This window comes from Flavobacterium sp. I3-2 (genome assembly GCF_013389595.1).
GTDB lineage: Bacteria > Bacteroidota > Bacteroidia > Flavobacteriales > Flavobacteriaceae > Flavobacterium.
Genome location: NZ_CP058306.1, coordinates 2,301,975 through 2,328,362, shown reverse-complemented (window position 1 = coordinate 2,328,362; position 26,388 = coordinate 2,301,975). Strand labels below are relative to the sequence as shown.

Annotated in this window: 24 protein-coding genes; 17 read left to right on the top strand and 7 right to left on the bottom strand. The window is 31.7% G+C overall.

Annotated elements, in window-relative coordinates; all coding sequences use genetic code 11:
- Positions 1-3: 3 nt before the first annotated feature.
- The 5 genes from HW119_RS11000 to HW119_RS10980 all read left to right on the top strand — a co-directional run bounded on the left by HW119_RS11000 (position 4) and on the right by HW119_RS10980 (position 4,489).
- The gene (locus HW119_RS11000) at positions 4-693 is read left to right on the top strand and encodes a Crp/Fnr family transcriptional regulator (RefSeq protein ID WP_177764360.1); all 690 of its coding nucleotides are present in this window, start codon (positions 4-6) and stop codon (positions 691-693) included.
- A 75-nt stretch (positions 694-768) separates the two neighbouring features.
- Complete coding sequence (locus HW119_RS10995; RefSeq protein ID WP_410503956.1) at positions 769-1,782, top strand: DHH family phosphoesterase; 1,014 nt, start codon at positions 769-771, stop codon at positions 1,780-1,782.
- A 2-nt stretch (positions 1,783-1,784) separates the two neighbouring features.
- A complete protein-coding gene (gene gldI / locus HW119_RS10990; protein WP_177764358.1) occupies positions 1,785-2,333 on the top strand; it encodes a gliding motility-associated peptidyl-prolyl isomerase GldI in 549 nt (182 codons plus the stop codon).
- A gap of 6 nt (positions 2,334-2,339) precedes the next feature.
- Entirely contained in the window at positions 2,340-3,410 is a 1,071-nt protein-coding gene (locus HW119_RS10985; protein ID WP_177764355.1) for a peptidylprolyl isomerase, read from the top strand.
- Positions 3,411-3,412: 2 nt separating this feature from the next.
- Complete coding sequence (locus HW119_RS10980; RefSeq protein ID WP_177764353.1) at positions 3,413-4,489, top strand: peptidylprolyl isomerase; 1,077 nt, start codon at positions 3,413-3,415, stop codon at positions 4,487-4,489.
- A 138-nt stretch (positions 4,490-4,627) separates the two neighbouring features.
- Here HW119_RS10980 and HW119_RS10975 read toward each other — a convergent pair whose 3' ends face one another.
- The 4 genes from HW119_RS10975 to glyA all read right to left on the bottom strand — a co-directional run bounded on the left by HW119_RS10975 (position 4,628) and on the right by glyA (position 11,515).
- Entirely contained in the window at positions 4,628-7,771 is a 3,144-nt protein-coding gene (locus tag HW119_RS10975) for a S41 family peptidase (RefSeq protein ID WP_177764351.1), read from the bottom strand.
- A 58-nt stretch (positions 7,772-7,829) separates the two neighbouring features.
- Positions 7,830-8,993 carry a carboxypeptidase-like regulatory domain-containing protein gene (locus HW119_RS10970; protein WP_177764349.1) on the bottom strand — a complete coding sequence of 388 codons (1,164 nt, stop codon included), beginning with the start codon at positions 8,991-8,993 and terminating at the stop codon, positions 7,830-7,832.
- 2 nt (positions 8,994-8,995) lie between these two features.
- The gene (locus tag HW119_RS10965) at positions 8,996-10,126 is read right to left on the bottom strand and encodes a hypothetical protein (protein WP_177764347.1); all 1,131 of its coding nucleotides are present in this window, start codon (positions 10,124-10,126) and stop codon (positions 8,996-8,998) included.
- A 114-nt stretch (positions 10,127-10,240) separates the two neighbouring features.
- Positions 10,241-11,515 (bottom strand): serine hydroxymethyltransferase, encoded by a 1,275-nt coding sequence (gene glyA, locus HW119_RS10960; RefSeq protein WP_177764344.1) that lies wholly within the window; start codon positions 11,513-11,515, stop codon positions 10,241-10,243.
- A 112-nt stretch (positions 11,516-11,627) separates the two neighbouring features.
- Between glyA and fahA the strand changes: the two genes are divergently transcribed.
- Positions 11,628-12,917, top strand: coding sequence for a fumarylacetoacetase (fahA, locus tag HW119_RS10955; RefSeq protein ID WP_177764342.1), 1,290 nt, complete (start codon positions 11,628-11,630; stop codon positions 12,915-12,917).
- An 83-nt stretch (positions 12,918-13,000) separates the two neighbouring features.
- Positions 13,001-13,696, top strand: coding sequence for a hypothetical protein (locus tag HW119_RS10950; RefSeq protein WP_177764340.1), 696 nt, complete (start codon positions 13,001-13,003; stop codon positions 13,694-13,696).
- 35 nt (positions 13,697-13,731) lie between these two features.
- On the opposite strand, the gene ytxJ is transcribed toward HW119_RS10950, so the two are convergent.
- Positions 13,732-14,061, bottom strand: a complete 330-nt coding sequence (gene ytxJ, locus HW119_RS10945) for a bacillithiol system redox-active protein YtxJ (protein WP_177764338.1) — start codon at positions 14,059-14,061, stop codon at positions 13,732-13,734.
- 217 nt (positions 14,062-14,278) lie between these two features.
- Between ytxJ and clpB the strand changes: the two genes are divergently transcribed.
- The 3 genes from clpB (at position 14,279) to HW119_RS10930 (ending at position 17,851) form a co-directional block, all read left to right on the top strand.
- Complete coding sequence (clpB, locus tag HW119_RS10940) at positions 14,279-16,864, top strand: ATP-dependent chaperone ClpB (RefSeq protein ID WP_177764336.1); 2,586 nt, start codon at positions 14,279-14,281, stop codon at positions 16,862-16,864.
- A gap of 111 nt (positions 16,865-16,975) precedes the next feature.
- Positions 16,976-17,200 carry a DUF2007 domain-containing protein gene (locus HW119_RS10935; protein ID WP_177764334.1) on the top strand — a complete coding sequence of 75 codons (225 nt, stop codon included), beginning with the start codon at positions 16,976-16,978 and terminating at the stop codon, positions 17,198-17,200.
- A gap of 156 nt (positions 17,201-17,356) precedes the next feature.
- The gene (locus tag HW119_RS10930; RefSeq protein ID WP_177764332.1) at positions 17,357-17,851 is read left to right on the top strand and encodes a hypothetical protein; all 495 of its coding nucleotides are present in this window, start codon (positions 17,357-17,359) and stop codon (positions 17,849-17,851) included.
- 177 nt (positions 17,852-18,028) lie between these two features.
- On the opposite strand, the gene HW119_RS16940 is transcribed toward HW119_RS10930, so the two are convergent.
- Both HW119_RS16940 and HW119_RS10925 read right to left on the bottom strand, forming a co-directional pair.
- Positions 18,029-18,238, bottom strand: a complete 210-nt coding sequence (locus tag HW119_RS16940) for a hypothetical protein (RefSeq protein ID WP_410503994.1) — start codon at positions 18,236-18,238, stop codon at positions 18,029-18,031.
- Complete coding sequence (locus HW119_RS10925) at positions 18,210-18,371, bottom strand: hypothetical protein (protein ID WP_410503993.1); 162 nt, start codon at positions 18,369-18,371, stop codon at positions 18,210-18,212. The genes HW119_RS16940 and HW119_RS10925 overlap by 29 nt, the downstream gene beginning before the upstream one ends.
- 589 nt (positions 18,372-18,960) lie before the next feature.
- On the opposite strand from HW119_RS10925, the gene HW119_RS10920 reads away from it, so the two are divergent.
- The 7 genes from HW119_RS10920 (at position 18,961) to HW119_RS10890 (ending at position 26,388) form a co-directional block, all read left to right on the top strand.
- Positions 18,961-19,569: a flavin reductase family protein gene (locus tag HW119_RS10920; RefSeq protein WP_177764330.1), complete on the top strand. Its 609-nt coding sequence runs from the start codon at positions 18,961-18,963 to the stop codon at positions 19,567-19,569.
- Complete coding sequence (locus HW119_RS10915) at positions 19,566-21,818, top strand: bifunctional salicylyl-CoA 5-hydroxylase/oxidoreductase (RefSeq protein WP_177764328.1); 2,253 nt, start codon at positions 19,566-19,568, stop codon at positions 21,816-21,818. The genes HW119_RS10920 and HW119_RS10915 overlap by 4 nt, the downstream gene beginning before the upstream one ends.
- Positions 21,819-21,821: 3 nt before the next feature.
- Positions 21,822-23,408, top strand: coding sequence for an AMP-binding protein (locus HW119_RS10910; RefSeq protein WP_177764326.1), 1,587 nt, complete (start codon positions 21,822-21,824; stop codon positions 23,406-23,408).
- Between the two features lie 2 nt (positions 23,409-23,410).
- Positions 23,411-23,830 carry an acyl-CoA thioesterase gene (locus HW119_RS10905; protein ID WP_177764324.1) on the top strand — a complete coding sequence of 140 codons (420 nt, stop codon included), beginning with the start codon at positions 23,411-23,413 and terminating at the stop codon, positions 23,828-23,830.
- 10 nt (positions 23,831-23,840) lie between these two features.
- Positions 23,841-24,197 (top strand): four helix bundle protein, encoded by a 357-nt coding sequence (locus HW119_RS10900; RefSeq protein ID WP_177764322.1) that lies wholly within the window; start codon positions 23,841-23,843, stop codon positions 24,195-24,197.
- 83 nt (positions 24,198-24,280) lie between these two features.
- On the top strand, positions 24,281-25,252 hold the full coding sequence (locus HW119_RS10895; protein ID WP_177764320.1) for a carbon-nitrogen hydrolase family protein: 972 nt from the start codon (positions 24,281-24,283) through the stop codon (positions 25,250-25,252).
- 26 nt (positions 25,253-25,278) lie between these two features.
- Positions 25,279-26,388: a cupin domain-containing protein gene (locus HW119_RS10890; RefSeq protein ID WP_177764318.1), complete on the top strand. Its 1,110-nt coding sequence runs from the start codon at positions 25,279-25,281 to the stop codon at positions 26,386-26,388.

Genomic DNA, 26,388 nt, shown 5'->3' with positions numbered 1-26,388 from the left:
ATCATGGGTAAATGTGAACAATGTATTGTTAGAGAATTAAGTTCTGTAAAAGCACTTAATAAGGAAGAGCTAATCAAAATGTCGGAAACTAAAACCGCATTCACTGTCAAAAAAGGTCAAGCTATTTTTAATGAAGGTGATGTTGTAAATGGCGTTTTTTGTGTTAAAAACGGAACTTGTAAGATTGTTAAATTGGGTTCTAACGGAAAAGACAGTGTTTTAAAGCTTGTTAACAAAGGTAAAATTCTAGGTCAACACGCAGTAATAAGTGAAGAAAAATCAAGTTTAAGTGCCATTGCAGTTGAAGATATGGAAGTGTGTTTCATTCCTAAAACTGAAATCATGGGGTTCTTCAACCATAATAATAAATTCTCATTAGAACTTACAAAAGAAATTTGTCATGAATTAAAAGAAGCTAATGAAGCAACTTCTAATCATTCAAATAAAAACGTAAAAGAACGTTTGGCGGCAGCACTACTTCATTTAAATGATATTGGCGGCATGACAAATTTAGGTGAATTAAACATTCAGCTTTCTAGAGAAGAAATTGCAGGAATGGTCGGAACAGCTACTGAAAGTTGTATTCGTTTATTGGCTGATTTAAAAAAATCTAATCTAATCGATTTAGTTGGTAAAAAAATAGTGCTAAAAGACCTTAAAGCTTTGCAACGTCTTAGTAATTCTGAAAATTAATTTCCAAATCAAACAGATGCAGAATATAAATTATAATTGTTGTAAAAAAATTAAAAAATAGTTTATTTTCGCATTATGATGCAAACAAATGAGAAAGAGTTGGTACAAAACTTATTATCAACTCCAAAAAAAATAGCGATTATTCCGCACAGAAATCCTGATGGAGATGCTTTAGGTTCAACTTTAGGATTATATCACGTTTTAAAACAATTAAATCATGAGGTTAAAGTCATTTCACCAAACGATTTTCCTGATTTCATAGCTTGGTTACCAGGTTCAGAAACAGTAGAAATCTTTGAAAAAGACAAAGAAAATACTACTGATTTCTTAAATACTTCTGAACTTATTTTCACTTTAGATTTCAATGCACTTCATCGAACAGGTGATTTGATGGCAGAAACGCTTGGTAAAATTTCTGCACCATTTATTATGATTGACCATCATCAAATGCCTGATGATTATGCTCAAGTAACTATTTCTGATGTTAATTTTGGTTCGACTTGCGAATTATTATATAATTTCTTGACTGATTTAAAATTGAATCATCTTATCAATAAAGATGTTGCAACTTGTCTTTATACGGGAATTGTGACGGACTCTGGTTCTTTTAAGTTTCAAAAAACTACAGGAAATACCCATCGTGTTGTTGCAGATTTGATTGACAAAGGCGTAAACAATCCAATGGTTCATGAAAGTTTGTTTAATACAAGTTCATACAGCAGATTACAACTTTTAGGTAGAGCTTTAGAAAATCTAAAAGTTTTACCTAACCACAAAACTGCATTTACTACACTTTCTCAAAAAGAATTGTACGAATTTAATTTCCAAAAAGGAGACACTGAAGGAATTGTAAATTACGGATTATCAATCAAAAATATTGATTTCGCAGCAATTTTCATTGAAAATAAAGACGAAGGCATCATCAAAATTTCATTCCGCTCAGAAGGTAGTTTTGATGTAAACGAATTTGCAAGAAAACACTTTAATGGAGGTGGACACATAAACGCAGCAGGCGGAAAATCATTGCTATCTTTAAACGATACAGTTAATAAATTTATTGATATATTAGCACTAGAAAACAAACAATAATTATGAAAAAATCAATCTTATTTTTTGGTTTATTTATTGCTACAATCCAACTGACTTCTTGTGAGAAAGAAAGTCCAAGATATCCAATTTCAAATTCAAGAGGCGAATTTCTAAAAGAGTCTGTTCAAAGAAACAAAGCCTTAGTTGGTTCTGAAGAAGAACAAATTCAACAGGTGATAAAAAATGATTCTACTCACAAATATTATCAATCTGCTCATGGATTTTGGTATAAATATTTAAAGGCAAATATTCACGATACCATTACTCCAAAGACAGGACAAATGGTTGATTTGGTATTTGAAATTCAGGACATCGATGGAAATGTAATTTATAACAAAGAAGAAACAACACCAAGTTTATATCAAGTGGACAAACAAGAAATCATGGTTGGTTTACGCCATGGGGTCAAGTTAATGCGAAAAGGTGAAACCATTTCGTTTCTTTTTCCTTCACATTTAGGTTATGGATATTTAGGTGATAAAGAAAAAATTGGTTTAAATGAACCATTAATATGCGTAGTTACATTAAAAGATATTAAAACTAATCCTTAAAAATTTATGAAAAAACTGCTATTAACACTTTTTTGTGTAGTTTCTCTTTCGACTCAAGCTCAAAAATTAGAAGATGGAATGTATGCAAATTTTGAAACATCTAAAGGAAACATTATTGTTGAATTAGAATATCAAAAAACACCAATGACCGTGGCTAATTTCGTTTCTCTTGCTGAAGGAACAAATTCATCGGTAGAAAAAAAATACGAAAAGAAAAAATTCTATGATGGCTTAAAATTCCATAGAGTAATTGCAGACTTTATGATTCAAGGTGGTGATCCAAACGGAAATGGTTCTGGAAATCCAGGATATAAATTTCCAGACGAAATCGTAGCAGATTTAAAACACGATAAACCAGGAATCTTATCTATGGCAAATGCAGGACCTGGAACAAATGGTTCTCAATTTTTCATAACACATGTTCCAACACCTCATTTAGATGGAAGACACACTGTTTTTGGTCATGTAGTTCAAGGACAAGATGTTGTTGATGCAATTGCACAAGGAGATGAAATTAAATCTGTAAAAATCATTCGTCAGGGAAAAGAAGCTAAAAATTTTGATGCAGATAAAGTTTTCAAAAAAAGTTTAGAGGATATTAAAAATAAAGAAATTGAATCTAACAAACTTTTAGAAAAAGCAGTTAAAGAAAACTTTAACCGAATTAATAAAGCGCGCGAACAAGCAATTGTTTTACCAAGTGGAGTTGCAATTTATGTTTTTGAAAAAGGTAAAGGCGGAAAACCAGTTGATGGCGCAGAAGTATTAATTGATTATGCTGGTTATTTACCAAACGGTTCTTTGTTTGATTCTGGAATTGAAGAAATTGCTACAAAATTCAATAAGTTCGATGCTAGAAGAAAAGAAGCAAAAGGTTATACTCCTATTCCATTTACTTACGGTAATAAAACAGGAATGATTCCAGGATTCATCGAAGGAATTGAAAACTTGAATTACGGTGATAAAGCTTTAGTGTTCATACCTTCAAATTTAGCTTATGGCGAAAGAGGAGCTGGAAACGTGATTCCTCCAAATACAGATTTAATTTTCGAAATGCATATTGTTAACAAAAAATAAAAATGAAAAAAGTACTTTTTTTAATACTTACAGCTGTTACGATTATTTCATGTAACAAGAAACAAGGTGATGAACTTCCTAATGGAATGTACGCAGAGATTGAAACTTCTAAAGGTAATATTCTTATAGAACTTGAATATCAAAAAACACCAATGACCGTTGGTAACTTTGTTGCACTTGCAGAAGGAAATCAAGGTTTTGTAGAACAACAATATAAAGGAAAACCTTTTTATGATGGATTAAAATTTCACCGCGTAATAGCAGACTTTATGATTCAAGGTGGAGATCCAATGGGAAATGGTTCTGGAGGACCTGGTTATAACTTTCCTGATGAAATTGTTGCGGATTTAAAACATGATAAAGCTGGTGTACTTTCAATGGCAAACGCTGGACCTGGAACAAACGGATCTCAATTTTTCATCACCCACAATGCAACGCCACATTTAGACGGTATGCACACTGTTTTTGGTCACGTAGTTAAAGGTCAAGAAATTGTAAATTCAATTGCTCAGGACGACGTAATCAAAAAAGTAACAATCATCCGTAATGGTGAAGACGCTAAAAAATTCGATGCGCCTAAAGCTTTCAAAGATGGAATCGAAAAAAGCAAAAATGCACAAGAAGAAGCTCTAAAAGCAACAGAAGGAATAACACAAGAAAATGCTGTTCGTTTTGCAGACGCGAAAGCAAAAGCAACAAAAACAAATTCTGGATTAGCAGTTTATGTATTCGAAAAAGGAAACGGTGGAAAACCTCAAGTTGGCGATAACATTTTAATTGATTATGCGGGTTACTTTGAAAACGGACGTTTGTTCGATACCGGAATTGAAGAAATTGCTACTAAATACAATATGTTTGATCAACGTAGAAAAGACGCTAATCAATACGCTCCAATCCCTTTTCAATTTGGTAACAAAACTGGATTAATCCCTGGATTCATTGAAGGATTCGAAAACATGAATTACGGCGACAGAGCTTTAATATTCATTCCATCGCATCTTGCTTATGGCGAAACTGGTGCTGGAAATGCAATTCCTCCAAATACCGATTTAATTTTTGAACTTTACTTAACAAAATAAAACAAGAAAACATCTCTTTAATCGGAGATGTTTTTTTTTATGGCGTTACCAAAGGTCGGGCTTTTCGTTACAATCTTTTTTTTCAAAAAAGGATTTTCACTTCAATCCCTAACGCAACTGTGGTAATTAGAAAGACATTTAGTTCTTTTTAAGATCTTTCAGAATTTCTTTAACAGCACGTTCCAATTGAGGATCTTTATTTTCTTGACGATCTAAGAACGTATTTTTGATGTAAATATCAGGTGCAACTCCTGTTTTTTCAAGATTTTTTCCATCTAAAGTATAACTTCCCCAAGCTGGAACACGATAAAACGAATCATCAACTAAACTTTTTCCAGATGTAAAAATAATCCAACGATACGTTTCTTGCCCAATAATCTTACCTAGTTTCAATTCCTTAAAACCAGCAGCTGTCATTTCTGCATCGCTTAATGAATATTCGTTAATCAACAAAACAATCGGTTTAGCAGATGGAGCAAAATTGGGTTGAACCGTAAATTCTCCTTCTCTATATTTCCATTTTAAATACGGTCGTTGCATCAAAAAGTTCAACACTTTATCATGCACATTCCCACCGGTGTTAAATCGTAAATCAAGTATTAAACCTTCTTTGTGATTTTCTTGTTCAACCATATCCAACAAAAACGATTCAAGTTCTGCAGAACTCATATTTTTCATATAAGTATAAGCGATTCGATTATTACTTAAATCATTTACTCGCTTTTTATTATCAAAAATCCATTCATCATACAACAAACCTTTTAGTTGCACATTTGAAATCGGATGAATTTTAGTTATAACTTTACTTCCATTTCTGTCAAATTCTAACACAAGTTCTTCTAATTGATTTGGTGAAGTAAAATAAATTTCTCTATTCTTTGAAACATCAATATTTACGCCATTTACAGCCTTTAAAACATCACCAGATTGTACATCTACGGATTTTATAAAAGCGGGAGATTTACGAACAATACGTTCTACTTCGTAAGGTTTATCTTTCTTGAAAACAATTCCTGTTTCGTTTGTAAAATAACTCAATTTTTTAGTTTCTTCTTTACCTGAAGATGCAAATCCTAAATGCGAAGAATTTAACTCACCCAACAAATCATTTAAAAGAATTCGTAAATCATTTCGGTTGTTTAAATAAGGAAGATATTTGGCATATTGATTCTTTTTTGCTTTCCAATTTAAACCATGAAAATGTTCGTCATAAAAATTTTCTTCGACTCCAGCCCAAGCTTCATCATACATTTGAACAAATTCATCATTTAGATTTTTAGTAAATTCATATTTTATCTTAATCTGATCTGGACTAGAACTTGACAAACTGGTTTTATAAATATTCCCATTACTCAAAAAATAAACAGACTTATCTTTATAGACGATTTGATTTGCAGATTTATTAAATACTTTATCCGTCTTGGTTTCATCAAACTCTACATACGTTTTACGATATAATTGATAACGACCTCCATCTTGATTGGAATTATAAAAAACATATTCTTTTTTACCGTCTTCAAAAACATGCGGAAATTGTTGATTTCCAAATCGTCCAGAAACCAAATCAACACGTTCTAAAATTCCATCTAAATTAACAGTTAATGATTTTGAATCGGGTTTATCTTCTTTATCATTCTTTTTGTCTTTAGATTCATTTTTTTCATCTTTCTTTTCTTCAGCAAATAATTTATCAAATTGATCTGATTTGTAAGGTTCATCAAACCAATCCAAAGAAAAACGATAAACACTCGGATTTTGTAAACCTAACGGATACGATGGATTGATTCGATCGCTTGTAAAATAAATGTATTTTCCGTTTGGCGACCAAAATGGATCTTCTTCAGTAACGCTTGTATTGGTTAAATTTATAACTTCATTTTTTTTTATGTTATATAGTAAAATGTCCAATTCGAAATTACGTTTTGCACTAAACATCACATATTCGTCATTTGGAGAAAAAGATGGTTTTGAATTTTGTAATGCCCAAATTTCATCTTTTACAATAGTTTTTGATTTAAGCGTTTCTAAATCCAACAAACGAACTTCGTCTCTTCCACTCAAATAAACTGCTTTTGTTAAATCATTATTAAAAGTAATATCTCTGTTATTTCTAGAATCGTTAGTTAATTGATCTGGTTTACCTTTACCATCAGCAGCAATTTTAAACCAATTTTGATATCCTTCAACTGTTTGATTAAAAATTAAATTCTTATTATCCTTTAACCATTTTACTTCTAGAACGCGTTCTTTTCCGTCGGTAATTCTATTCACGAATTTCCCTTCGATATCAGAAACGAATAAAACGCCACGACTTACAAAAGTCAGTTTTTTTCCGTCCGAAGAAACATCAAAATAAGAAATTTCGTCTTCGACATTAAAACTTTTATCCTTTGATAAAATATCATTTGAATTAACATTGACAGAAATCAAACTTGTGTTTTTTGAAGCAACATCATAAACAAATAATTGATAATCTTTTTCGAAAATTACTTTTGAACCATTAGCAGCAACAAAAGGCTTTTTGATTGACGAATCAAATTTTGTCAAAGCTGTTTTGATTCCTTTTTCAATTTTATATAAGTTATATTCTCCGTTATTTTCGTCGGAAATAAAATAAATAATGCCGTTTTTATCAACCGTAGCATTAAAATCTTTTCCGTTGTAATCTGTGTATTGTTTGAAGGTTTTCGATTTAGGATGATAAGCTAACAAATCAGGATTATTTTCGCCTTTATATCTTTTTCTTGTAACTTGATTAGCACTTTCTGATGAATTCGTAAAAATCAATTCACCATTTGGAGTTTCCACCAAACCATTTGTTGTATTGAAATAATTTTGAAACAAAGGTTGCGGCGTTTCACCTTTTAAATTGGTTTTAAAACTTCCGAAATTGTTATTTCTACTTGAAGTGAAATAAATGGTTTCACTGTCCCAAGCCCAACTTTCCATTTCGTCTTTTCCTTGATGAAAGGTCAATTGTTTTATGTTTCCACCGTTTATGGGCATTACAAAAACATCATAATTTCCATATTGATTCGAACTAAATGCCAACCATTTTCCGTCTGGTGAAACTCGTGGATTAATTGCTTCGCCTTCTAAAGCAGTGATTCTAGAAGCGTTTCCACCGTTTGAATCGACTTTCCAAATATCGCCTTCAAAACTAAAATAAGCGGTTTGTGCATCTGGACTTAAAGATGGATTTGATAAAAAATAAGCTTTTTCTTGTGCCGATAAAATTGATAGAGAGAAAAAACTTAATAAAGTGAATATTCTTTTGTTCATTATATATTTTTTACTAACAGATAAACAATGTTGTTATTTATCTTAAAGATAGACTTTTTTAATTATTAATTTTTCGCAACATCTCTTCTTCTTTGCTGTTTAAAAGAATTACGTTTTGATTTTCCCAAAATTTAGTTTTAAAATTCTTACCCAGCACATCTAAGGTTTTTTCAAAATAAATTTTATTCGGATCTGGTTTTTCATTTGTAATTGACGAATTAACAGAAATAAGTTCATGAATACCACCAACAGAAAAACGATGTTCTCCAATTTTTACATCTCCTTCAATTCGTCTGGTATCATAAGCTAAAAAATAACGATCATTTACATCATTAAAAATCTGTTTAAAACTAATATCCGTAAACTTCACTTTGTAAACGATTCTACTTTCTTCTTTAAGATTTTTTAAATGTTTAGGCGAAAGTTCAATATTAATTTCTAAAACCAATTTTTTTTCATCGTCAAATATTAAAGTTCCTTTATAATAATTCTCTGTATTAGAATCGGATGGTTCAAAATATAAGATTTTCAATTCTCTGCCGTCTGCAGCTTTTTTACCCGTAACATACAAATCGTAATTTTTATTTTTTACTATGTTCCAAATACGTTCAAACTTAAAAGCCGATGTAATTATCGTTTGTAGATCTAACAAATAAAATTTTATAGGAGCCTGCTCATAATTCTTAAAATCATCATTAAAAACTAAAGCTCTACTTTGTTCAACAATTACATTACTTGTTGCTTTATTTTTAAAATAATAATTCAGCATACCGTCAGCATATGAATAAACTTTTCCATCGATATTCATCATTTCACGATAATATGTATTTAGCTTAACATCTTTTGAGAACTTAGCTTTAGAATTATCGATAACTTCTTTTATAACATCTTTAATCGGACGATTATACATGATCATTTCTTCTAATTCAAAAGAAGAATCGTTTAAATAAATTGTTATATTTTCTGTTTGTTCTGATAAAACGTAATCTAATCTATCATAGCTAAGGTGATTAAAATTAATTTTCTTCGCTGAAGTAGGAACTGTAATTCTAAAACGTCCTTCTGAATTGGTTAATGTGGCAACATTTGAATCATAAACAGAAATACTTACATGTTCAATTGGTTTTCCTGTTGACTTATCTCTAACAACACCAGAATATGTAATGGTTTGCGCAAATGATAAAATAGGAAATAGTAAAAATAAATATGCGATTAGTTTCATTGTTATTTAACGTAGTTTTTGATTAATTCATCATTCCAAAATTCGTATGAATATTTATTTCCGTTTTTGTACAATTGTTTTTTTGTGTAAACTTGATCTTTTGCTGGAAAATTAGAAGTGTTTTCAACTCCCAAAGTTATTATTTCTGAATTTCCTTTGAATCTTTCATTTAACTTTCCTTTATTACGAGAAACATCAAAGTCAAAATATACATCAGAATACGTTACATAATATGAACCATTCACGAAGTTGTATTTAACTTTACGTTTAAGATCGTGAATTTTAATTTTTAATATCAAAGCATTGATTTCTGTATTATACTTTTTAAATTCTTCTGCGAACTTCAGATCTAATTCATAAATCAGTTGTTCAGATTCATTAAAAACAACCTTTCCACTGAATAAAAAACGTTCATTTGCTTCTTCTTTTGGTTCTATATACAAAGTATGCAACGTTTTATCTCCTGCTTTTTTAGAAGTGACAACAAATTCATAATTTTTATCTTTTAATATTTTACGTAATATTTTAAAACGCATTGAAGATTCCATTACATCGTTCACATCAATTGCTGCCGAATATTCTAAATCAACTTCATTTAATTGTTTATTTGTATTTGAATCAACTAAACGACTCTCTCTAACAACGGCATCAATCTTAGTTGATTTATTTTTGATATAAAAATCTACCAAACCATCTGTAAAAAAATATTTCTTACCATCTTTGAAATAATCTTCTTTATAGTAAGTTTGCATCTTTACATTGGTTTTTATCTTCTTTTCTGAATTTGAAATGATGTCTTCAAAAACTCTCTTAATTGGTTGATTATAAACAACCATTTCTTCTAAAGTAAAACTTAATTCGGTCAATTCAATATTAATAAAATTTCCATCGTTTACTTTAATCAAAAAAGGTTCAAAATATATATTATTAACAATTATATTTTTTCCTTTAATATCTGAAAGATTGAATTGAAATTCTCCGTTTTCATTCGTTAACACATAAACGTCAGAATTTTCAATTGCAACAGTTAAAAACGAAATACCTTCTTTTGAAGTTTTCTCTTTAACAATTCCTTTTACAATTTGTGCCTGACCAAAAAAAGGAATAAATAAAAAAAATAATAAATATTTCATGCTTTTCTAATTATAGTTTTAGTATTTGTACATAATAAGAAGATAAAGTTACATTTTAAAACAAAAAAAGACCACTAAAAAAGCGGTCTTTTATGAAAATTTATAAGTGTTTAATTAAAAAACAAACATTGCACGTTCGCCCATTAATTCGTTTACTTCTTCAGCAACTTGCTCAATAATATCTTCATTTGTATGATTCATTAACACACGGTCAATTAACTCAACAATAGTTTCCATATCTGCTTCAACTAAACCACGAGTTGTAATTGCAGGTGTTCCTACGCGAATACCAGAAGTTACAAATGGCGATTTGTCATCAAACGGAACCATGTTTTTGTTTACTGTGATTTCTGCAGCAACTAAAGCTTTTTCAGCATCTTTACCTGAAATATTTTTATTACGTAAATCAATTAACATCATGTGGTTATCTGTTCCTCCAGAAATAATGTTGTATCCGCGTTTTACAAAAGCTTCTGCCATTGCAGCTGCATTTTTCTTAACTTGTAATGTATAATGGAAGAACTCATCTGTTAATGCTTCACCGAAAGCAACCGCTTTAGCAGCAATAATGTGCATTAAAGGTCCACCTTGGTTTCCTGGGAAAACTCCAGAATCCAATAAAGAAGACATCATACGAGTTTCACCTTTTGGTGTTTTTAAACCGAATGGATTTTCGAAATCTTTACCCATCATGATCATTCCTCCACGAGGTCCACGTAACGTTTTGTGCGTCGTTGTTGTAATAATATGACAATGTGGAACTGGATCGTTTAATAATCCTTTAGCAATTAAACCTGCTGGATGAGAAATATCTGCCATTAAAATTGCTCCTACGCTATCAGCGATTTCACGAAAACGAGCAAAATCCATATCACGAGAATATGCAGATGCACCTGCAATGATTAATTTTGGTTGCTCTTTTGTAGCAATTTCTTGAATTTTATCATAATTTAAAACTCCAGTTTCTTGATCAACACCATAAAAAACTGGTGCATATAATTTACCTGAGAAGTTAACTGGCGAACCATGAGTTAAGTGACCTCCATGAGATAAATCGAAACCTAAAATTTTATCACCTGGTTTCAAAACAGCAGCAAAAACAGCAGTATTAGCCTGAGAACCTGAGTGTGGTTGTACGTTTACATATTCAGCTCCGAAAAGTGCTTTTGCACGATCTATAGCAATTTGCTCAACAATATCAACTACTTCACATCCGCCGTAGTATCTTTTGTTTGGATATCCTTCTGCATATTTGTTTGTTAATACAGATCCCGCAGCTTCCATAACTTGGTCGCTCACAAAATTTTCAGACGCAATTAATTCAAGACCATGTATTTGTCTGTCTTGCTCATCTAAAATCAATTCAAAAATTTGTTCGTCGCGTTGCATTTTTTAATATTTCGTTAAAATGAATTCAAATTTACAAAATTCGTTTGTTAAATTCGCAGTTAATTATATATTTGATTCAAATTAATTCTATAACAAACAAAACATATATATTATGCCTATTACAGCAAATAATCCAGCTTTACAATCTTGGATCGAAGTGCCTCAAGATAGCGATTTCCCAATTCAAAATATTCCTTTCGGTGTTTTTTTAACTAATGAAGACGTTGTAACAATTGGTACACGTATTGGTGATTATGCCATTGATTTAAGTGCGTTACAACAATTAGGTTACTTTAACGGAATTGATTTACACGAAGAAATCTTTTTACAAGATACTTTAAATGAATTTATTTCGTTAGGAAAAGGAATGTGGCGAGCAGTTAGAAACAGAATTTCAGAAATTTTTGACGCTAATAACGAAACATTAAAAAATAACGAAGCACATCGTAAAGCAATCATGTTTGCTATTAACGAAGTAGAAATGCAATTACCTGTTTTCATTGGTGATTACACCGATTTTTATTCGAGTAGAGAACACGCAACGAATGTAGGAATGATGTTCCGTGATCCAAATAATGCTTTATTACCAAACTGGTTACACATTCCGGTTGGTTATCACGGAAGAAGCTCTACAATTGTTCCGTCAGGAGTTCCTGTAAAACGTCCATTAGGTCAGACGTTACCAAAAGGTGAAACACAACCTGTTTTTGGAGAATCTAGACGTGTAGATTTTGAATTAGAAACTGCTTTTATTACTACAGATGCAAATCGTATGGGAGAACGCATCGCTATTGAAACTGCCGAAGATCATATTTTTGGAATGGTTTTATTAAACGATTGGAGCGCTCGAGATATTCAAACTTGGGAATATGTTCCACTTGGACCGTTTTTAGCTAAAAACTTTGCTTCATCTATTTCTTGTTGGGTAGTAACAATGGATGCTTTAGAACCGTTCCGTTGCGAAAGTCCAAAACAAGACAATCCAAAACCTTTTCCTTATTTACAACAAGAAGGAAATCATGCATTTGATATCAACTTGCAAGTTTCAATAACTCCGGAAAACGGAACTGAAAATGTGGTTTCAAATTCAAACTTAAAATATATGTATTGGACAATGAGTCAACAATTAGCGCATCATGCAGTTAATGGTTGTCAAATCAATGCAGGTGATTTATTAGGTTCTGGAACAATTTCAGGTCCGACAAAAGACAGTTTCGGTTCAATGTTAGAGTTAACTTGGGCAGGACAAAATCCAATTGAAATGAATGATGGTTCTAAACGTGTTTTCATCAATGATTTTGATACCGTAATTATGAGAGGATATTGTCAAAACGAAAATGTTAGAATCGGTTTCGGAGAAGTTTCTAGTAAACTTTTACCAGCTACACCTTTTGAAAAATAATTTATTACATTTCTTCATTAAAATACAAACGCTTACTAAATATGTAAGCGTTTTTTTTTTATATTTAAGAAAAATCTAATCTTATGAAAAAAATATTACTATTCTCGATTTTGACTCTTTCGTTAATTGCTTGTAATAATGATGACAACAACAATACTCAAAATCCGACAGAGGAAACAACTACAATGAAATTAAAAGAATTTAGAGGAATAACTACATCTAAATATTTTTATCATGAAAATGGCTTTGTCGATTCTATTGCTGTAATTGGTGGCGGAATGATTCAAAACAATATCTATAAAAAATTTATATACGATTCGCAAAATAATTTACAAACAATTGAAATCTTAGTTAAATCAATTACTGAAGCAACTATTGCACACGTAAAAGAAACTTTTGAGTACAATAATTTAAATCAAATTTCAACTAAAACTTCTATAAATCTAATTCTAAATTCAACTTCCACAACGAACTTTACGTATAATTCAGAAGGATATTTGAATAATTCAGGACAAACCTTTTTCAACGGAAATTTAATTCAAGCTGGAACTATTATGTATACTTTTGATGATAAGAAAAATCCATTTTACGAAATGCATCCTGTTGCATACAATAGAATAAATATCACTAATAAAAATAATCAGATTTTAAGTAAAACTGAAACAGAAACTTTAGAAACGATTAATTGGACGTACAATCAAAATGGTTATCCAGTTTCGTTCCAAAAAAGTCCTATTTTACCAGACGATGTTGATTACGCGGAATATATTTATTATTAAAAACAAAATCCACTCTTAAATTTTGAGTGGATTTTTTATACATATTGCTTCAAAACATTTGCATCAATTCCTTCATGCGATTCGTTGTAAATCACAATTCCATTCTTTATTATTAAAATTTGAGGAGATTGATGTTCAATTCCAAAACGATTTGCAATTTCGTTTGAAATATCTCTGTGCGCTATTAAATCTAAATAATAGCATTCAAACGCGTCACCTAAATTATAATCACTTTCAAAACTACGTAAAGCCATTTTACTTATAATACAACGTGTGCTGTGTTTAAAAATAATCACAGGTTTTATTTTTGATTCCTCAATAATTAAATCAAGTTGATTAATATCTGTAAGATTAATCCAATTCATTCTTTTAAATTTTATCAAAAGTAAAGATAAAGATTGAAGTGACAAAACTTCATTCATTTTAACTGTTCAAAATACTTAATAGATGCCATTTTGTCATTAATCAGCACTTTTATTAAAAATAAAACTGCCATTATTTCCGATTTTATCTGATGGAATATTTTTTGTAAATTAGTAAAACATAAAATTGATAATTAATTTAAACACCTATATTACGACTATGAATTTTAATAATTTCACAATTAAATCGCAAGAGGCTATTCAACAAGCACAGATTTTAGTGCAAAGTTATGGTCAACAACAAATCGAAAACGAACACATTTTTAAAGCTATTTTAGAAGTTGATGAAAATGTAACTCCATTTATATTAAAGAAAGTAAACGTAAATGTTGACTTATTTAAACAATTACTAACTGCAACAATAGAAAATTTCCCAAAAGTTGCAGGCGGACAAATTTCACTTTCTAGAGAAGCAGGAAATGCATTAACAGAAGCACAAGCAATCGCACAGAAAATGAACGATGAATATGTTTCTGTAGAACATTTAATTTTAGCAATATTCAAATCAAAAAGTAAAGTTGCACAAATTTTAAAAGACCAAGGTGTAACCGAAAAAGATTTAGAAGCTGCGATTAAAGAAATCCGAAAAGGAGAACGTGTAACTTCAGCTTCGGCAGAAGAAACCTACAATTCATTAAACAAATATGCAAAGAATTTAAATCAAATGGCTAACGACGGAAAATTAGATCCGGTGATTGGTCGTGATGAAGAAATCCGTCGTGTATTGCAAATCTTATCACGTCGTTCTAAAAATAACCCGATGTTAGTTGGTGAACCCGGAGTTGGTAAAACCGCAATCGCAGAAGGTTTAGCGCATAGAATTGTTCAAGGAGATGTTCCTGAAAACCTAAAAGACAAAATGGTTTTCTCTTTAGATATGGGAGCTTTGATTGCTGGAGCTAAATATAAAGGTGAATTCGAAGAGCGTTTAAAATCGGTGGTAAAAGAAGTAACTTCATCTGAAGGAAACATCATTCTTTTCATTGACGAAATTCATACTTTGGTTGGAGCTGGTGGTGGTGAAGGTGCTATGGATGCAGCGAATATTTTAAAACCTGCTTTAGCACGTGGCGAACTAAGAGCCATTGGAGCAACAACTTTAGATGAGTATCAAAAATATTTTGAAAAAGATAAAGCGTTAGAACGTCGTTTCCAAAAGGTATTGGTTGATGAACCAGATACAGAAAGCGCAATTTCCATCTTACGTGGAATCAAAGAAAAATACGAAACGCATCATAAAGTTCGTATCAAAGACGAAGCAATTATTGGAGCAGTTGAATTATCTCAACGCTACATTACCAATCGTTTTTTACCAGACAAAGCTATCGATTTAATGGACGAAGCGGCATCGAAATTACGTATGGAAATCAATTCTAAACCAGAAGAATTAGATGTTCTAGACCGAAAAATCATGCAACTTGAAATCGAAATTGAGGCGATTAAACGTGAAAATGATGAGAATAAATTAAAAATATTAGGTATTGATTTAGCCAATCTTAAAGAAGAAAGAAACGATGTTTACACACGTTGGAAATCTGAAAAAGATGTAGTTGACAACATTCAGAATGTAAAAATTGATATCGAAAACTTCAAACTTGAAGCAGAACGTGCCGAAAGAATCGGAGATTATGGAAAAGTTGCCGAAATCCGTTATGGAAAAATTCAGGAAGCTGAACAACGATTAATTGATTTACAACACGAATTATCCGAGAATCAAAAAGGAAACTCTTTAATTAAAGAAGAAGTTACTTACGATGATATTGCAGAAGTTGTAGCAAAATGGACTGGAGTTCCGGTAACTAAAATGTTACAATCAGAAAGAGAAAAGTTATTGAATTTAGAAGGCGAATTACACAAACGCGTAGTTGGTCAAGAAGAAGCCATCGTTGCTATTTCAGACGCCGTTCGTAGAAGTCGTGCTGGTTTGCAAGACCCTAAAAAACCTATCGGTTCGTTCTTATTCTTAGGAACAACTGGAGTTGGTAAAACTGAACTTGCTAAAGCTTTAGCCGATTATTTATTTGATGACGAAAATGCAATGACACGTATTGACATGAGCGAATATTCAGAACGTCATAGCGTGAGCCGTTTAGTTGGCGCGCCTCCAGGATACGTAGGTTACGATGAAGGTGGACAATTAACAGAAGCGGTTCGACGTCGTCCATATTCGGTAATTCTTTTAGATGAGATCGAAAAAGCGCATCCAGATACGTTTAATATCTTGTTACAAGTTTTAGACGAAGGTCGTTTAACAGATAACAAAGGACGTTTGGCCGATTTTAAAAACACCATCATCATCATGACATCAAACATGGGAAGTCATATCATTCAAGAGCAATTCGAAAATGATCCAACTGAAGAAGGTGTAGAAAACGCAAAAACTGAAGTTTTAAATCTATTAAAACAAACCGTACGTCCAGAGTTTATCAATCGTATCGATGAAATAGTATTATTTACACCGTTAACACAGAGCAATATTAAACAAATTGTTTCGTTACAATTAAAGAGCGTGATTAAAATGTTAGCGCAACAGCACATCACGATGGATGCAACTGACGAAGCAATCACATATTTAGCAGAAAAAGGTTATGACCCGCATTTTGGTGCACGTCCAGTAAAACGCGTCGTACAAAGAGAAGTTTTAAACGAACTTTCTAAACAAATATTAGCCGGTAAAGTTGCTACAGACAGTATTATTTTACTTGATAGTTTTGATGGTAAATTAATATTCAGAAATCAAGAATAAACAATTTTCATAGTTATTTTTTTATTAATGTAGAAAAACGCCTAATTTTTTAAGTTAGGCGTTTTTTTTGGTAGAAATTATATGTACTTTTATCAAAATAAAATAGATATTATGGAAAATCACGTAGAATTATTCGTTGGAACACCTACAACAGCATTAGCGGTTAAAAATTTATTAGAACTAAACAATATCGAATTTGTTGAAAGAAACGATATCAATTCTGCAATTGCAGCAGGTTTTGGAATGGCAGATAAAGCTACACATATTTTCGTTGAACAAGATGTTTTAGAAACAGCAAAAACATTGTTAGCTAAAAACGATTTATTTAACGATTAATTTTTTTAGAGCAATCCCTTCCATTTCATTACAGGTCGGGCTGTCCGCACTCGCTTTTTGCAAATTAAAATTTTGCAAAAGAGCTCAAACAAAGCTTCCATCCCTATTGCGAAGCTTTTTTTTGTTTAATAAATTTAGATTTGAAACATCATAAAAATGAAAATAACACCTAAAAATATCATAAATAATTTATTACCAATGCTAGTTATTAATTCATTTGGAATTCTAATGTTAATCTATATGTTTGAAGATTATGACAATCTTTATATTATATCTTATTTGTTTTTATTCTTCTATTCTATATTACCAACATTAATTTTAACATGGAATTACTATAGAAAAAATCACACAATAGATTTACATTTACATAAGGATGAAATTGAAATATCTTATAATACTTTAAATAAAAAAATTATTAAGATTGAAAAAATAGAATCTATTAAATTTATTGGCCCTAAAAATTATTTTGAAAAATATAATATTAGGTTTTCTACTTTTGATAATAATTACTACGTAGAAATTCATTTAATAGATGGATCTCAAATTAAATTGACTAGTTTGTTAAATCAAAATTTGAGAAACGAATTGTATAAAATTTATTCCAATTTAATTTATAGCTATAAATATACTTCATTTCCGTATCTAAACTAAAAATGAGGTTTAAAAAAAAAGTTGATTTCTTATAGCTTAATTTTTTGCTTTTAGTTTTTTTTAATAACTTATAAAAGAAGGGTACTTTTTTTATAATTTTTAACCCGTTGAGTGTAATTAAATTGTTTATTGGTTCAAAAATGAATTTATTGGAATATTATACCAATGTTAATGCTGTTATTTTTGCCAAAATTGCTTCGCCAGTTCGAGCAAGCTCTCGGGTCTTGTTTTAAAACCCTCAAAAGTTTTACCATAATTGTTTCTAATTCTGAACTGGTCGCATAGTTGCGAAAATAATGTTTCAATTCTTTTTCTTGACTTCCTAAAGATATAAGGTTGGGGTTTGTAATCTTCCTGATTAACTCTTTTTGGTGTTTCTAATTTGATATTTACAGTTTGAAAACAAATCTAATTGAATACTTTGAGATAAGTAACCACTATCTCCAAGTAATACACAATCGGACATTTGTTTTTTATATTTTTCAAAAAATGAACATCGTGAACTTCTGCTTTTTGTAATATCTAAAGAATGGAGAATTCCATTTATAGAACAGACCCAATGTAATTTATCCCCGTAAAACGAATAGTTTAGAGAAGTACAAAATCCTTTAGTAAAGAACTTATAACTTCTAAAACTCTAAAATAATTTCTCACTATCTCTGGCATAGATATTGGTTTACCCAGAGAATCCAAGATACTAAAATTCAATATTTTAACCATTATAAAATCCATTTATTTTATTAAAAATAATTACATCCAATGAGTACCATATCTTATTTTTTCTTGAACAATAATTTGCTTTGTTGAATTCAATACTAGATTTCTCTTAATAGTTGTTATTGTCAAATTACCTGAAACTATTTTTGTACTTCAATAGACAAATAAGGTCTCTTTTACTTTTGTGGTAATTGTTATATTCTTTAATCTCTTTACTATCCCTATAATATTTTCTTAAAATTAAACACTGGAAATTAACATAAAAAAACAAGTCTTCAACTACATACCTATAGCAATTCATTTTTTTTTCAGTAACATTTTTTTAACTGAATTAAGATAAAATTTAGTGTTATAAATATTTTTTGCTTTATTTGTGAATAAATAATTTTTATATGCAAATTTTAGTAGAAAAAACAGAATCAAACACACTTTACAAACTTCTTACAGGTTTAGTAATTCCACGTCCGATTGGATGGATTTCTACTAAAGACGAAAACGGAATAAATAACCTTGCTCCTTTCTCATTTTTTAATATTGTCGGCGAAGACCCGCCTCATATCATGTTTTCAACGGTAAGAACAGGAAACAAAAATAAAGACACCTTAAACAATGTACTAGCTACAAAAGAATTTGTAGTAAATCTGGTTACCGAAGATTTGGTTGAACAAATGAATCTTACATCAAACAATGTAACATCGGATGTAGACGAATTTGAATTAGCCAACCTAACTCCTATTCCATCACAAACTATAAAACCAATGCGTGTTGGTGAATCAAAAGCTCATTTTGAATGCGAAATGGTTCATCATTATTTTCTAGAAAATCATACAAATGGAGGCGCGTGCGTGGTTATTGGAAAAGTAAAAATGATTCATGTAAATGAAGAAATCTTGCTCGATAATTACAAAATCAACTTAGAAACTTATAAACCTGTTGCTCGATTAGCTGGTTCTAATTACAGCAAATTGGGAGAAATTTTTACAATCAAAAGAAACTTATGAAAATAACAGTAATTGGTGGCGGACCTGGCGGATTATATTTTTCTATTCTGACCAAAAAAGCGATGCCACATTGTGAAATTGACATTTACGAAAGAAACAAACCCGATGATAGTTTTGGATTTGGTGTTGTTTTTTCTGACGAAACACTAGGCGAATTTTTAAAGCGCGACATGCAATCGTATGAGCTTATCCGAAGCGAGTTTGCTTATTGGGACGACATTGTTGTAGCTCGAGATGGAAAAAAAGTCAGCGTTGCCGGCAATGGATTTTGCGGATGTTCAAGAAAAACACTTTTAAAATTATTACATCAACGCTGCCAAGAAGAAGGCATTCGTTTACATTTTGAACAAAACATCGAGAACTTAGAACCTTTTAAAGATTCAGATATAATTGTAGCTGCAGACGGAATTGGAAGCGGAGTTCGAACGCAATTTCAAAATCAATTCGGAACACAAATTCAGATGAAAACCAATCGTTTTGTTTGGCTAGGTTCTACAAAACCTTTAGATGCGTTTACATATTTTTTCAGAACTACGCCTTTCGGAAGCATTGTTGCTCACACCTATCAATACGAAGAAGGCATGAGTACTTGGATTTTTGAATGCAGCAACGAAACTTGGGAAAAATTACAATTCGAAGTTGATAACGAAAACGACACGGTTTCTAAACTTTCTGAAATATTTAAAAATGAATTAGACGGACATCCGTTGATTACAAATAAATCGCATTGGCGTCAATTTCCGCACGTAACCAACAAAAACTGGTCGTACAAAAATATCGTTCTTATTGGCGATGCAAAAGCAACTGCTCATTATTCGATTGGTTCGGGAACAAAATTGGCGATGGATTGCGCTATCGGTTTGTCAGATGCTGTGATTGCAAATCCTAGTAATGTTCAAGCAGCATTTGAACAATACGAAAAAACCAGAAGAAATCCGGTTGAAATGATTCAGTATGCGGCAACGGTTTCTTTGGATTGGTTCGAAAATATGGACCGAAACAATCAACATCCTTTTTATCAATTTTCTTTTGGATGTATGACGCGTTCTAAAAAAGTTACCTACGAAAATTTACGTTTACGAGATAAATCATACACCGATAAAGTTTTAAATGAATTCAAAGAAATTAACCAGTTTGAATCGAATTCGGCAGCTTATACTCCTTTTAAATTTCGAGATTTAATCATCGAAAATCGAATAGCGATGTCGGCAATGGGACAATATCAAGCAGAAAACGGATTGATTAACGATTGGCATTTTCAACATTATACATCTCGCGCTCTAGGCGGATTAGGTTTAGTTTTCACAGAAATGACAGCTATTTCTGACGAAGGTCGCATTACTTTAGGTTGCCCAGGAATTTACAACGATGAACAAACCAATGCTTGGAAACGAATCAACGATTTCATTCATAAACATACAAAAACAAAAACGGCGATTCAATTAGGTCATGCGGGTAGAAAAAGTCAAATTTCTAAAAACTTAATAGCTGCTTCTCCGTTACCTTTTTCGGAAAATTATCCAACGCCTTCTGAAATGAATCGTGAACACATGCAACAAATCATAAATCAATTTGTAATTGCAGCTCAAAATGCAGAAAATGCAAATTTTGATATGATTGAACTTCAAGCGCATCATGGCTTTTTGTTAGCAACATTTTTATCTCCATTAACAAACAATAGAACGGATACATATGGTGGCTCGATTGAAAACAGATTACGCTTTCCGTTAGAAGTTTTTGATGCGATTCGAAACGTATTCCCGAAAGAAAAACCAATTTCTGTACGTATTTCTGCAACAGATTGGTCAGAAAATGGAATTTCTGAAAATGATGTTTACGCAATTTCAAAAGCATTTAAAGAAGCTGGAGCAGATATCATAACCGTTTCTACAGGAAATACAGTCGTAAATCAACAACCAAAAGGTGGTAGAATGTGGCAAGTTCCATTTGCTGATGCGATTAGAAATACGGTACATATTCCTACAATTACCGCAGGAAATATCACAGATATCGACCAAATTAACACTATTATTTTAAGTGGAAAAGCAGATTTAGTTGCTTTAGGAAAACCACTTTTACTTGACCCTTATTTTGCAATTAAAGCAAAAGCTTACGAAGCAATTGAAAATATTGAAGCACCGATTTCGTACGAAAAAGGGATTCAAACTTTAGTCAGTTCTGAGCAAACTTCAAGAAAACAAATTGAGAAAATGAAACGCGCATTGAAACCTAAAAGCAATAAAAAGTAAACTATGGAAGATAATTTCGTTACCTATCATTTACCCGATTTAGAGTTTCAACCGCAATATCCATTTTTGGATTTACCGCAATTTCAACATCCTGATGATTTAAATTGTGTAGAAAAACTTTTAGACGAACATTGCAAAAATGGTTTCGGAAATCGCAAATGTATAATTACCGATTCGAGCGTTTGGACGTATCAAGATGTACTTGAAAAAGCGAATCAGATTGCGCATATTTTAGTTGATAATTTCAATCTTAAATCAGGAAATCGCGTGTTATTGCGTTCTTGTAACAACCCGATGATGGTGGCTTGTTGGTTTGCAATTATTAAAGCCGGTGGAATTGTTGTTGCAACCATGCCGTTGCTTCGAGCAAAAGAATTAGAAACGATGGTTGAATGCGCAGAAATTTCGCACATCATTTCAGATATTCTTTTGGCTGAAGAAGTGCAACTTATCAAAAGTAATTTAGTTAAAGAAAAGATATTTTTCGGAAATTCTGATTTCGAATCGTTAATGGCAACTAAACCAAAAACTTTCGAAAACTATAAATCAAAAGCCAATGATATTGCGTTAATCGGATTTACATCTGGCACAACAGGAAACCCAAAAATGACGGCGCAGTATCATAAAGATGTTTTGAATATTTGTGAAGCTTTTCCGAATTTCTCATTACAACCAACAGCAAATGACATTTTTACAGGAACACCTCCTATCGGATTTACTTTTGGTTTGGGCGGATTGGTTTTGTTTCCGATGTATTTTGGTGCAAGTACGGTTTTAATTGAAAAACCAAATCCGGATGTTTTATTGGCAACCATCGAAAAATATAAAGTTACTATTTGTTTTACAGCTCCAACAGCTTGGCGCATCTTGACAGAAAAATCTAAAGATTATGATATTTCGAGTTTACGAAAATGCGTATCGGCAGGTGAAACCTTACCATTAAAAGTTTGGGAAGATTGGTATGAAAAAACCGGCTTAAAAATCATTGACGGAATTGGTGCGACAGAAATGCTACATATTTTTATTTCGTCAAACGAAGAACATTTTAAAGCGGGTTCCACAGGAATTCCGATTACTGGTTATGAAGCTATCATTGTTGATGAAAATGGAAACCCAGCCGAAACTAATATTCCTGGAAGATTAGCTGTTCGTGGAATTACAGGTTGCAAATATTTAAATCGAATCGAAAAGCAACAAGAATACGTACAAAACGGTTGGAATATTACAGGTGATATTTTTAAACAAGATGCTGATGGTTATTTTTGGTTTATTGCCAGAGGTGACGATATGATTATTTCTTCTGGTTATAATATTGCAGCTATTGAAGTTGAAAGTGTTTTACTGATGCACGAAGCTATTTTAGAATGTGCCGTTGTAGGAATTCCTGACCAAGAAAGAGGGATGTTGGTTTGCGCGAATATCATTTTAAAAGATAAAAACTTAGCTACTGAAACTTTCAAAATACAACTTCAAAATTGGTTTAAAGAAAATGCAGCTCCATATAAATATCCAAGAATTATCAACTTTTTAGATTATCTTCCGAAAACAGAAACAGGAAAAATTCAGAGATTTAAATTAAAACAAAACTAAAGATGAACTATTTTATAAAAGAAGAACAAATACGTTTTAGACATACCGATTTCGCAGGAATTGTTTTTTATCCGCGTTTTTTAGAAATGTTAAATGATTTGGTTGAAGATTGGTTTGACGAAGCTTTAGAACGTCCTTTTTCGAAAATTCACGAAACCAATGGCATCCCAACGGTTGATTTAAAAGTTCAATTTAAAAATGCTGCCCGAATTGGAGAAGTCTTAACCAAAAAACTTTGGGTTAAAGAACTAAAAAACTCGTCTGTAATCTGTGGTTTTCATTTCATCAATCAAGACGATAAAATGGTTTTAGAAGGAGAAGTTACTTTAGTAAATGTGGTTATTTCAGAAGATAGGAAAAGTATTAAATCTGAAGCCTTTAACGAAGAAACTGCTAAAAGAATTACGAATTACAAATTATAAATTACGAATGATGAAAGAAGACAATATAATTCAATCAAAAAGTTATGCTTTTGCAGTAAGAATTGTAAAAGTCTATCAATATTTATCATCCGAAAAAAAAGAATTTGTTTTAAGTAAACAATTGTTAAGATGCGGAACATCAATAGGTGCAAATGTTGAAGAAGCAATCGGAGGTCAATCAAGTAAAGACTTTTTCGCAAAATTAACAATAGCTTACAAAGAAGCTAGAGAAACACATTATTGGATAAGACTGTTAAAAGATACTCATTTTTTATCCCTAGAACAGAGTGAAAGTTTATTAAATGATGTAACTGAAATTTTAAAAATAATTGGTTCTATTCAAAAAACAATACGCAACAAATCGTAATTCGTAATTAATCATTCATAATTAATCATTCATAATTAGAAAAATTTAAAAAACTCTATCAGAGTTAGTAGAAAAAATATAATATGATAACATTTAAAAAATTTAAAGCCGCAACGGTTCAAACAGCACCCGTTTTTTTGAATGTTGAAAAAACAATTGAAAAAGCTATTTCATTCATCAAAGAAGCACATGAAAATGGAGCGAAATTAATTGCTTTTCCTGAAGTTTTTATTTCGGGATATCCGTATTGGAATTGGATTATGACTCCAGTTCAAGGAAGCAAATGGTATGAAGAATTATATAAAAATTCGGTTGCTGTAACTGATGTTGCCATGCAAGCTTTATACAAAGCTGCCAATGAATTCGATATGACGGTCGTAATCGGAATCAACGAACGTGGTGACAGTTATGGCGAAATTTATAATACCAATTTAATTATTACTAACAAAGGAGAATTAATTGGAAAACACCGAAAATTGGTACCTACTTGGGCAGAAAAATTAACATGGACTTCTGGTGATGGTTCTTCATTAAAAGTTTACGATACAGAAGTTGGTCCTTTGGGAACTTTGGCTTGTGGCGAAAACACGAACACTTTAGCGAGATTTACATTGTTAGCTCAAGGCGAATTGATTCATATTGCCAATTACATTTCGTTGCCTGTTGCTCCGCCAGATTATGACATGGCAGAAGCAATTAAAATTAGAGCAGCAGCACATTCTTTCGAAGGAAAATTATTTACGATTGTTTCTTGTTCAACCATTTCGCAAGAAATCATGGATGCTTTAAAAAATGACGTTCCGAATGTTGAAGAATTATTATCAAGAAAAAGTAGCGCTTTCTCAGGCTTTATCGGACCAAACGGAGCTGTCATTGGCGAACCTTTAATCGATACCGAAGGAATGGTTTATGCAGAGATTGATTTATCAAAATGCATTCAACCGAAACAAATGCACGATATTTTAGGTCATTACAACCGTTTCGATATTTTTGATTTACGTGTGAATGTAGCTCCGACTAAGAAAATAACGTTTGTGAATTCGAACGAAGAATAAAAATCAACCAACAAAAACATAAAATTATGAACGAACAATTTTCAGACGATATTTACGGAAGAGCACGTGTTCAAGTCACACCAGAACTCGAAGCTTATTATAAAGAATTAGAAACTTTAGGCGCTGGGGCACTTTGGACGGTTGCCAACGATATTGAACCTTGGGAACCAAAAAGTAAATCAATTCCGATGTTTTGGAAATACGAATCATTACGACATTTAGTATTGAAATCTTCCGAATTGGTAACTCCTGAACAAGCAGGTCGTCGCGTGGTTTATTTGGTTAATGATAATCGTAAAGATGTTAGTGCAGCCGTGGGTTGGTTGTACACTGGAATTCAAGTTACACGTCCGGGAGAATTTACTTCGGCACATCGTCATAAAGCTTCAGCTTTGCGTTTTATTATGGAAGGCGAAGGCGGTTACACGGTTGTTGACGGAAACAAAATCATACTAGAAGTAAATGATTTTGTGATTACACCGAATTCCACTTGGCACGAACATGGCGTTGACGCAAACGGAAAAACGTGTATTTGGCAAGATGGTTTGGATATTCCGTTAGTGAATGCATTAGAAGCAAATGATTATGCGGTTTTAGAAGGAACTCAAGAATTGGCTGCTCCGATTAATTATTCTCCAATGACTTACGGCGGAACAGGATTGATTCCACCTGATAAAGAATGGGACAAACCGTATTCGCCATTATTCAAATATTCTTGGAAAGTGGTTTATCCTGCTTTGTTAGAAGCTGAAAAAGTTAATGAACCGAATCCGTTTGATGGAATTATTATGAAATATACCAATCCAATGAATGGCGACCATGTGATGCAAACGATGGGTGCTTCGATTCAATTACTTCCAAAAGGATTTAAAGGAAAAGCACACAAACACACAGGTTCAATTGTCTATCAATGTGCCAAAGGAAAAGGTTTTACTATTATCAACGGAAAACGTTTTGATTGGAAAGAACGTGATATTTTCTGTGTTCCGTCTTGGGCTTGGCACGAACATCACAATCTTTCTGAAACAGAAGATGCGTGTTTGTTTTCGTTTAACGATTTACCAGTTATTGAAAAATTAGGTCTTTATCAAGAACGTATTTTTGAAGAAAATGATGGACATCAAATAATGGAATAA

Excerpts from the sequence above, each read along its gene's own strand:
- HW119_RS10950 (WP_177764340.1), top strand. The coding sequence starts at position 13,001 with ATGAAAAAAATATTACTATTCTCGATTTTGACTCTTTCGTTAATTGCT.
- HW119_RS10915 (WP_177764328.1), top strand. The coding sequence starts at position 19,566 with ATGAAAATAACAGTAATTGGTGGCGGACCTGGCGGATTATATTTTTCT.
- clpB (WP_177764336.1), top strand. The coding sequence starts at position 14,279 with ATGAATTTTAATAATTTCACAATTAAATCGCAAGAGGCTATTCAACAA.
- HW119_RS10970 (WP_177764349.1), bottom strand. The coding sequence starts at position 8,993 with ATGAAACTAATCGCATATTTATTTTTACTATTTCCTATTTTATCATTT.
- HW119_RS10890 (WP_177764318.1), top strand. The coding sequence starts at position 25,279 with ATGAACGAACAATTTTCAGACGATATTTACGGAAGAGCACGTGTTCAA.
- HW119_RS10995 (WP_410503956.1), top strand. The coding sequence starts at position 769 with ATGATGCAAACAAATGAGAAAGAGTTGGTACAAAACTTATTATCAACT.
- HW119_RS10980 (WP_177764353.1), top strand. The coding sequence starts at position 3,413 with ATGAAAAAAGTACTTTTTTTAATACTTACAGCTGTTACGATTATTTCA.
- HW119_RS10975 (WP_177764351.1), bottom strand. The coding sequence starts at position 7,771 with ATGAACAAAAGAATATTCACTTTATTAAGTTTTTTCTCTCTATCAATT.
- gldI (WP_177764358.1), top strand. The coding sequence starts at position 1,785 with ATGAAAAAATCAATCTTATTTTTTGGTTTATTTATTGCTACAATCCAA.
- HW119_RS10935 (WP_177764334.1), top strand. The coding sequence starts at position 16,976 with ATGGAAAATCACGTAGAATTATTCGTTGGAACACCTACAACAGCATTA.
- ytxJ (WP_177764338.1), bottom strand. The coding sequence starts at position 14,061 with ATGAATTGGATTAATCTTACAGATATTAATCAACTTGATTTAATTATT.
- HW119_RS10930 (WP_177764332.1), top strand. The coding sequence starts at position 17,357 with ATGAAAATAACACCTAAAAATATCATAAATAATTTATTACCAATGCTA.
- fahA (WP_177764342.1), top strand. The coding sequence starts at position 11,628 with ATGCCTATTACAGCAAATAATCCAGCTTTACAATCTTGGATCGAAGTG.
- HW119_RS11000 (WP_177764360.1), top strand. The coding sequence starts at position 4 with ATGGGTAAATGTGAACAATGTATTGTTAGAGAATTAAGTTCTGTAAAA.
- HW119_RS10920 (WP_177764330.1), top strand. The coding sequence starts at position 18,961 with ATGCAAATTTTAGTAGAAAAAACAGAATCAAACACACTTTACAAACTT.
- glyA (WP_177764344.1), bottom strand. The coding sequence starts at position 11,515 with ATGCAACGCGACGAACAAATTTTTGAATTGATTTTAGATGAGCAAGAC.
- HW119_RS10905 (WP_177764324.1), top strand. The coding sequence starts at position 23,411 with ATGAACTATTTTATAAAAGAAGAACAAATACGTTTTAGACATACCGAT.
- HW119_RS10895 (WP_177764320.1), top strand. The coding sequence starts at position 24,281 with ATGATAACATTTAAAAAATTTAAAGCCGCAACGGTTCAAACAGCACCC.
- HW119_RS10965 (WP_177764347.1), bottom strand. The coding sequence starts at position 10,126 with ATGAAATATTTATTATTTTTTTTATTTATTCCTTTTTTTGGTCAGGCA.
- HW119_RS10985 (WP_177764355.1), top strand. The coding sequence starts at position 2,340 with ATGAAAAAACTGCTATTAACACTTTTTTGTGTAGTTTCTCTTTCGACT.
- HW119_RS10910 (WP_177764326.1), top strand. The coding sequence starts at position 21,822 with ATGGAAGATAATTTCGTTACCTATCATTTACCCGATTTAGAGTTTCAA.
- HW119_RS10900 (WP_177764322.1), top strand. The coding sequence starts at position 23,841 with ATGAAAGAAGACAATATAATTCAATCAAAAAGTTATGCTTTTGCAGTA.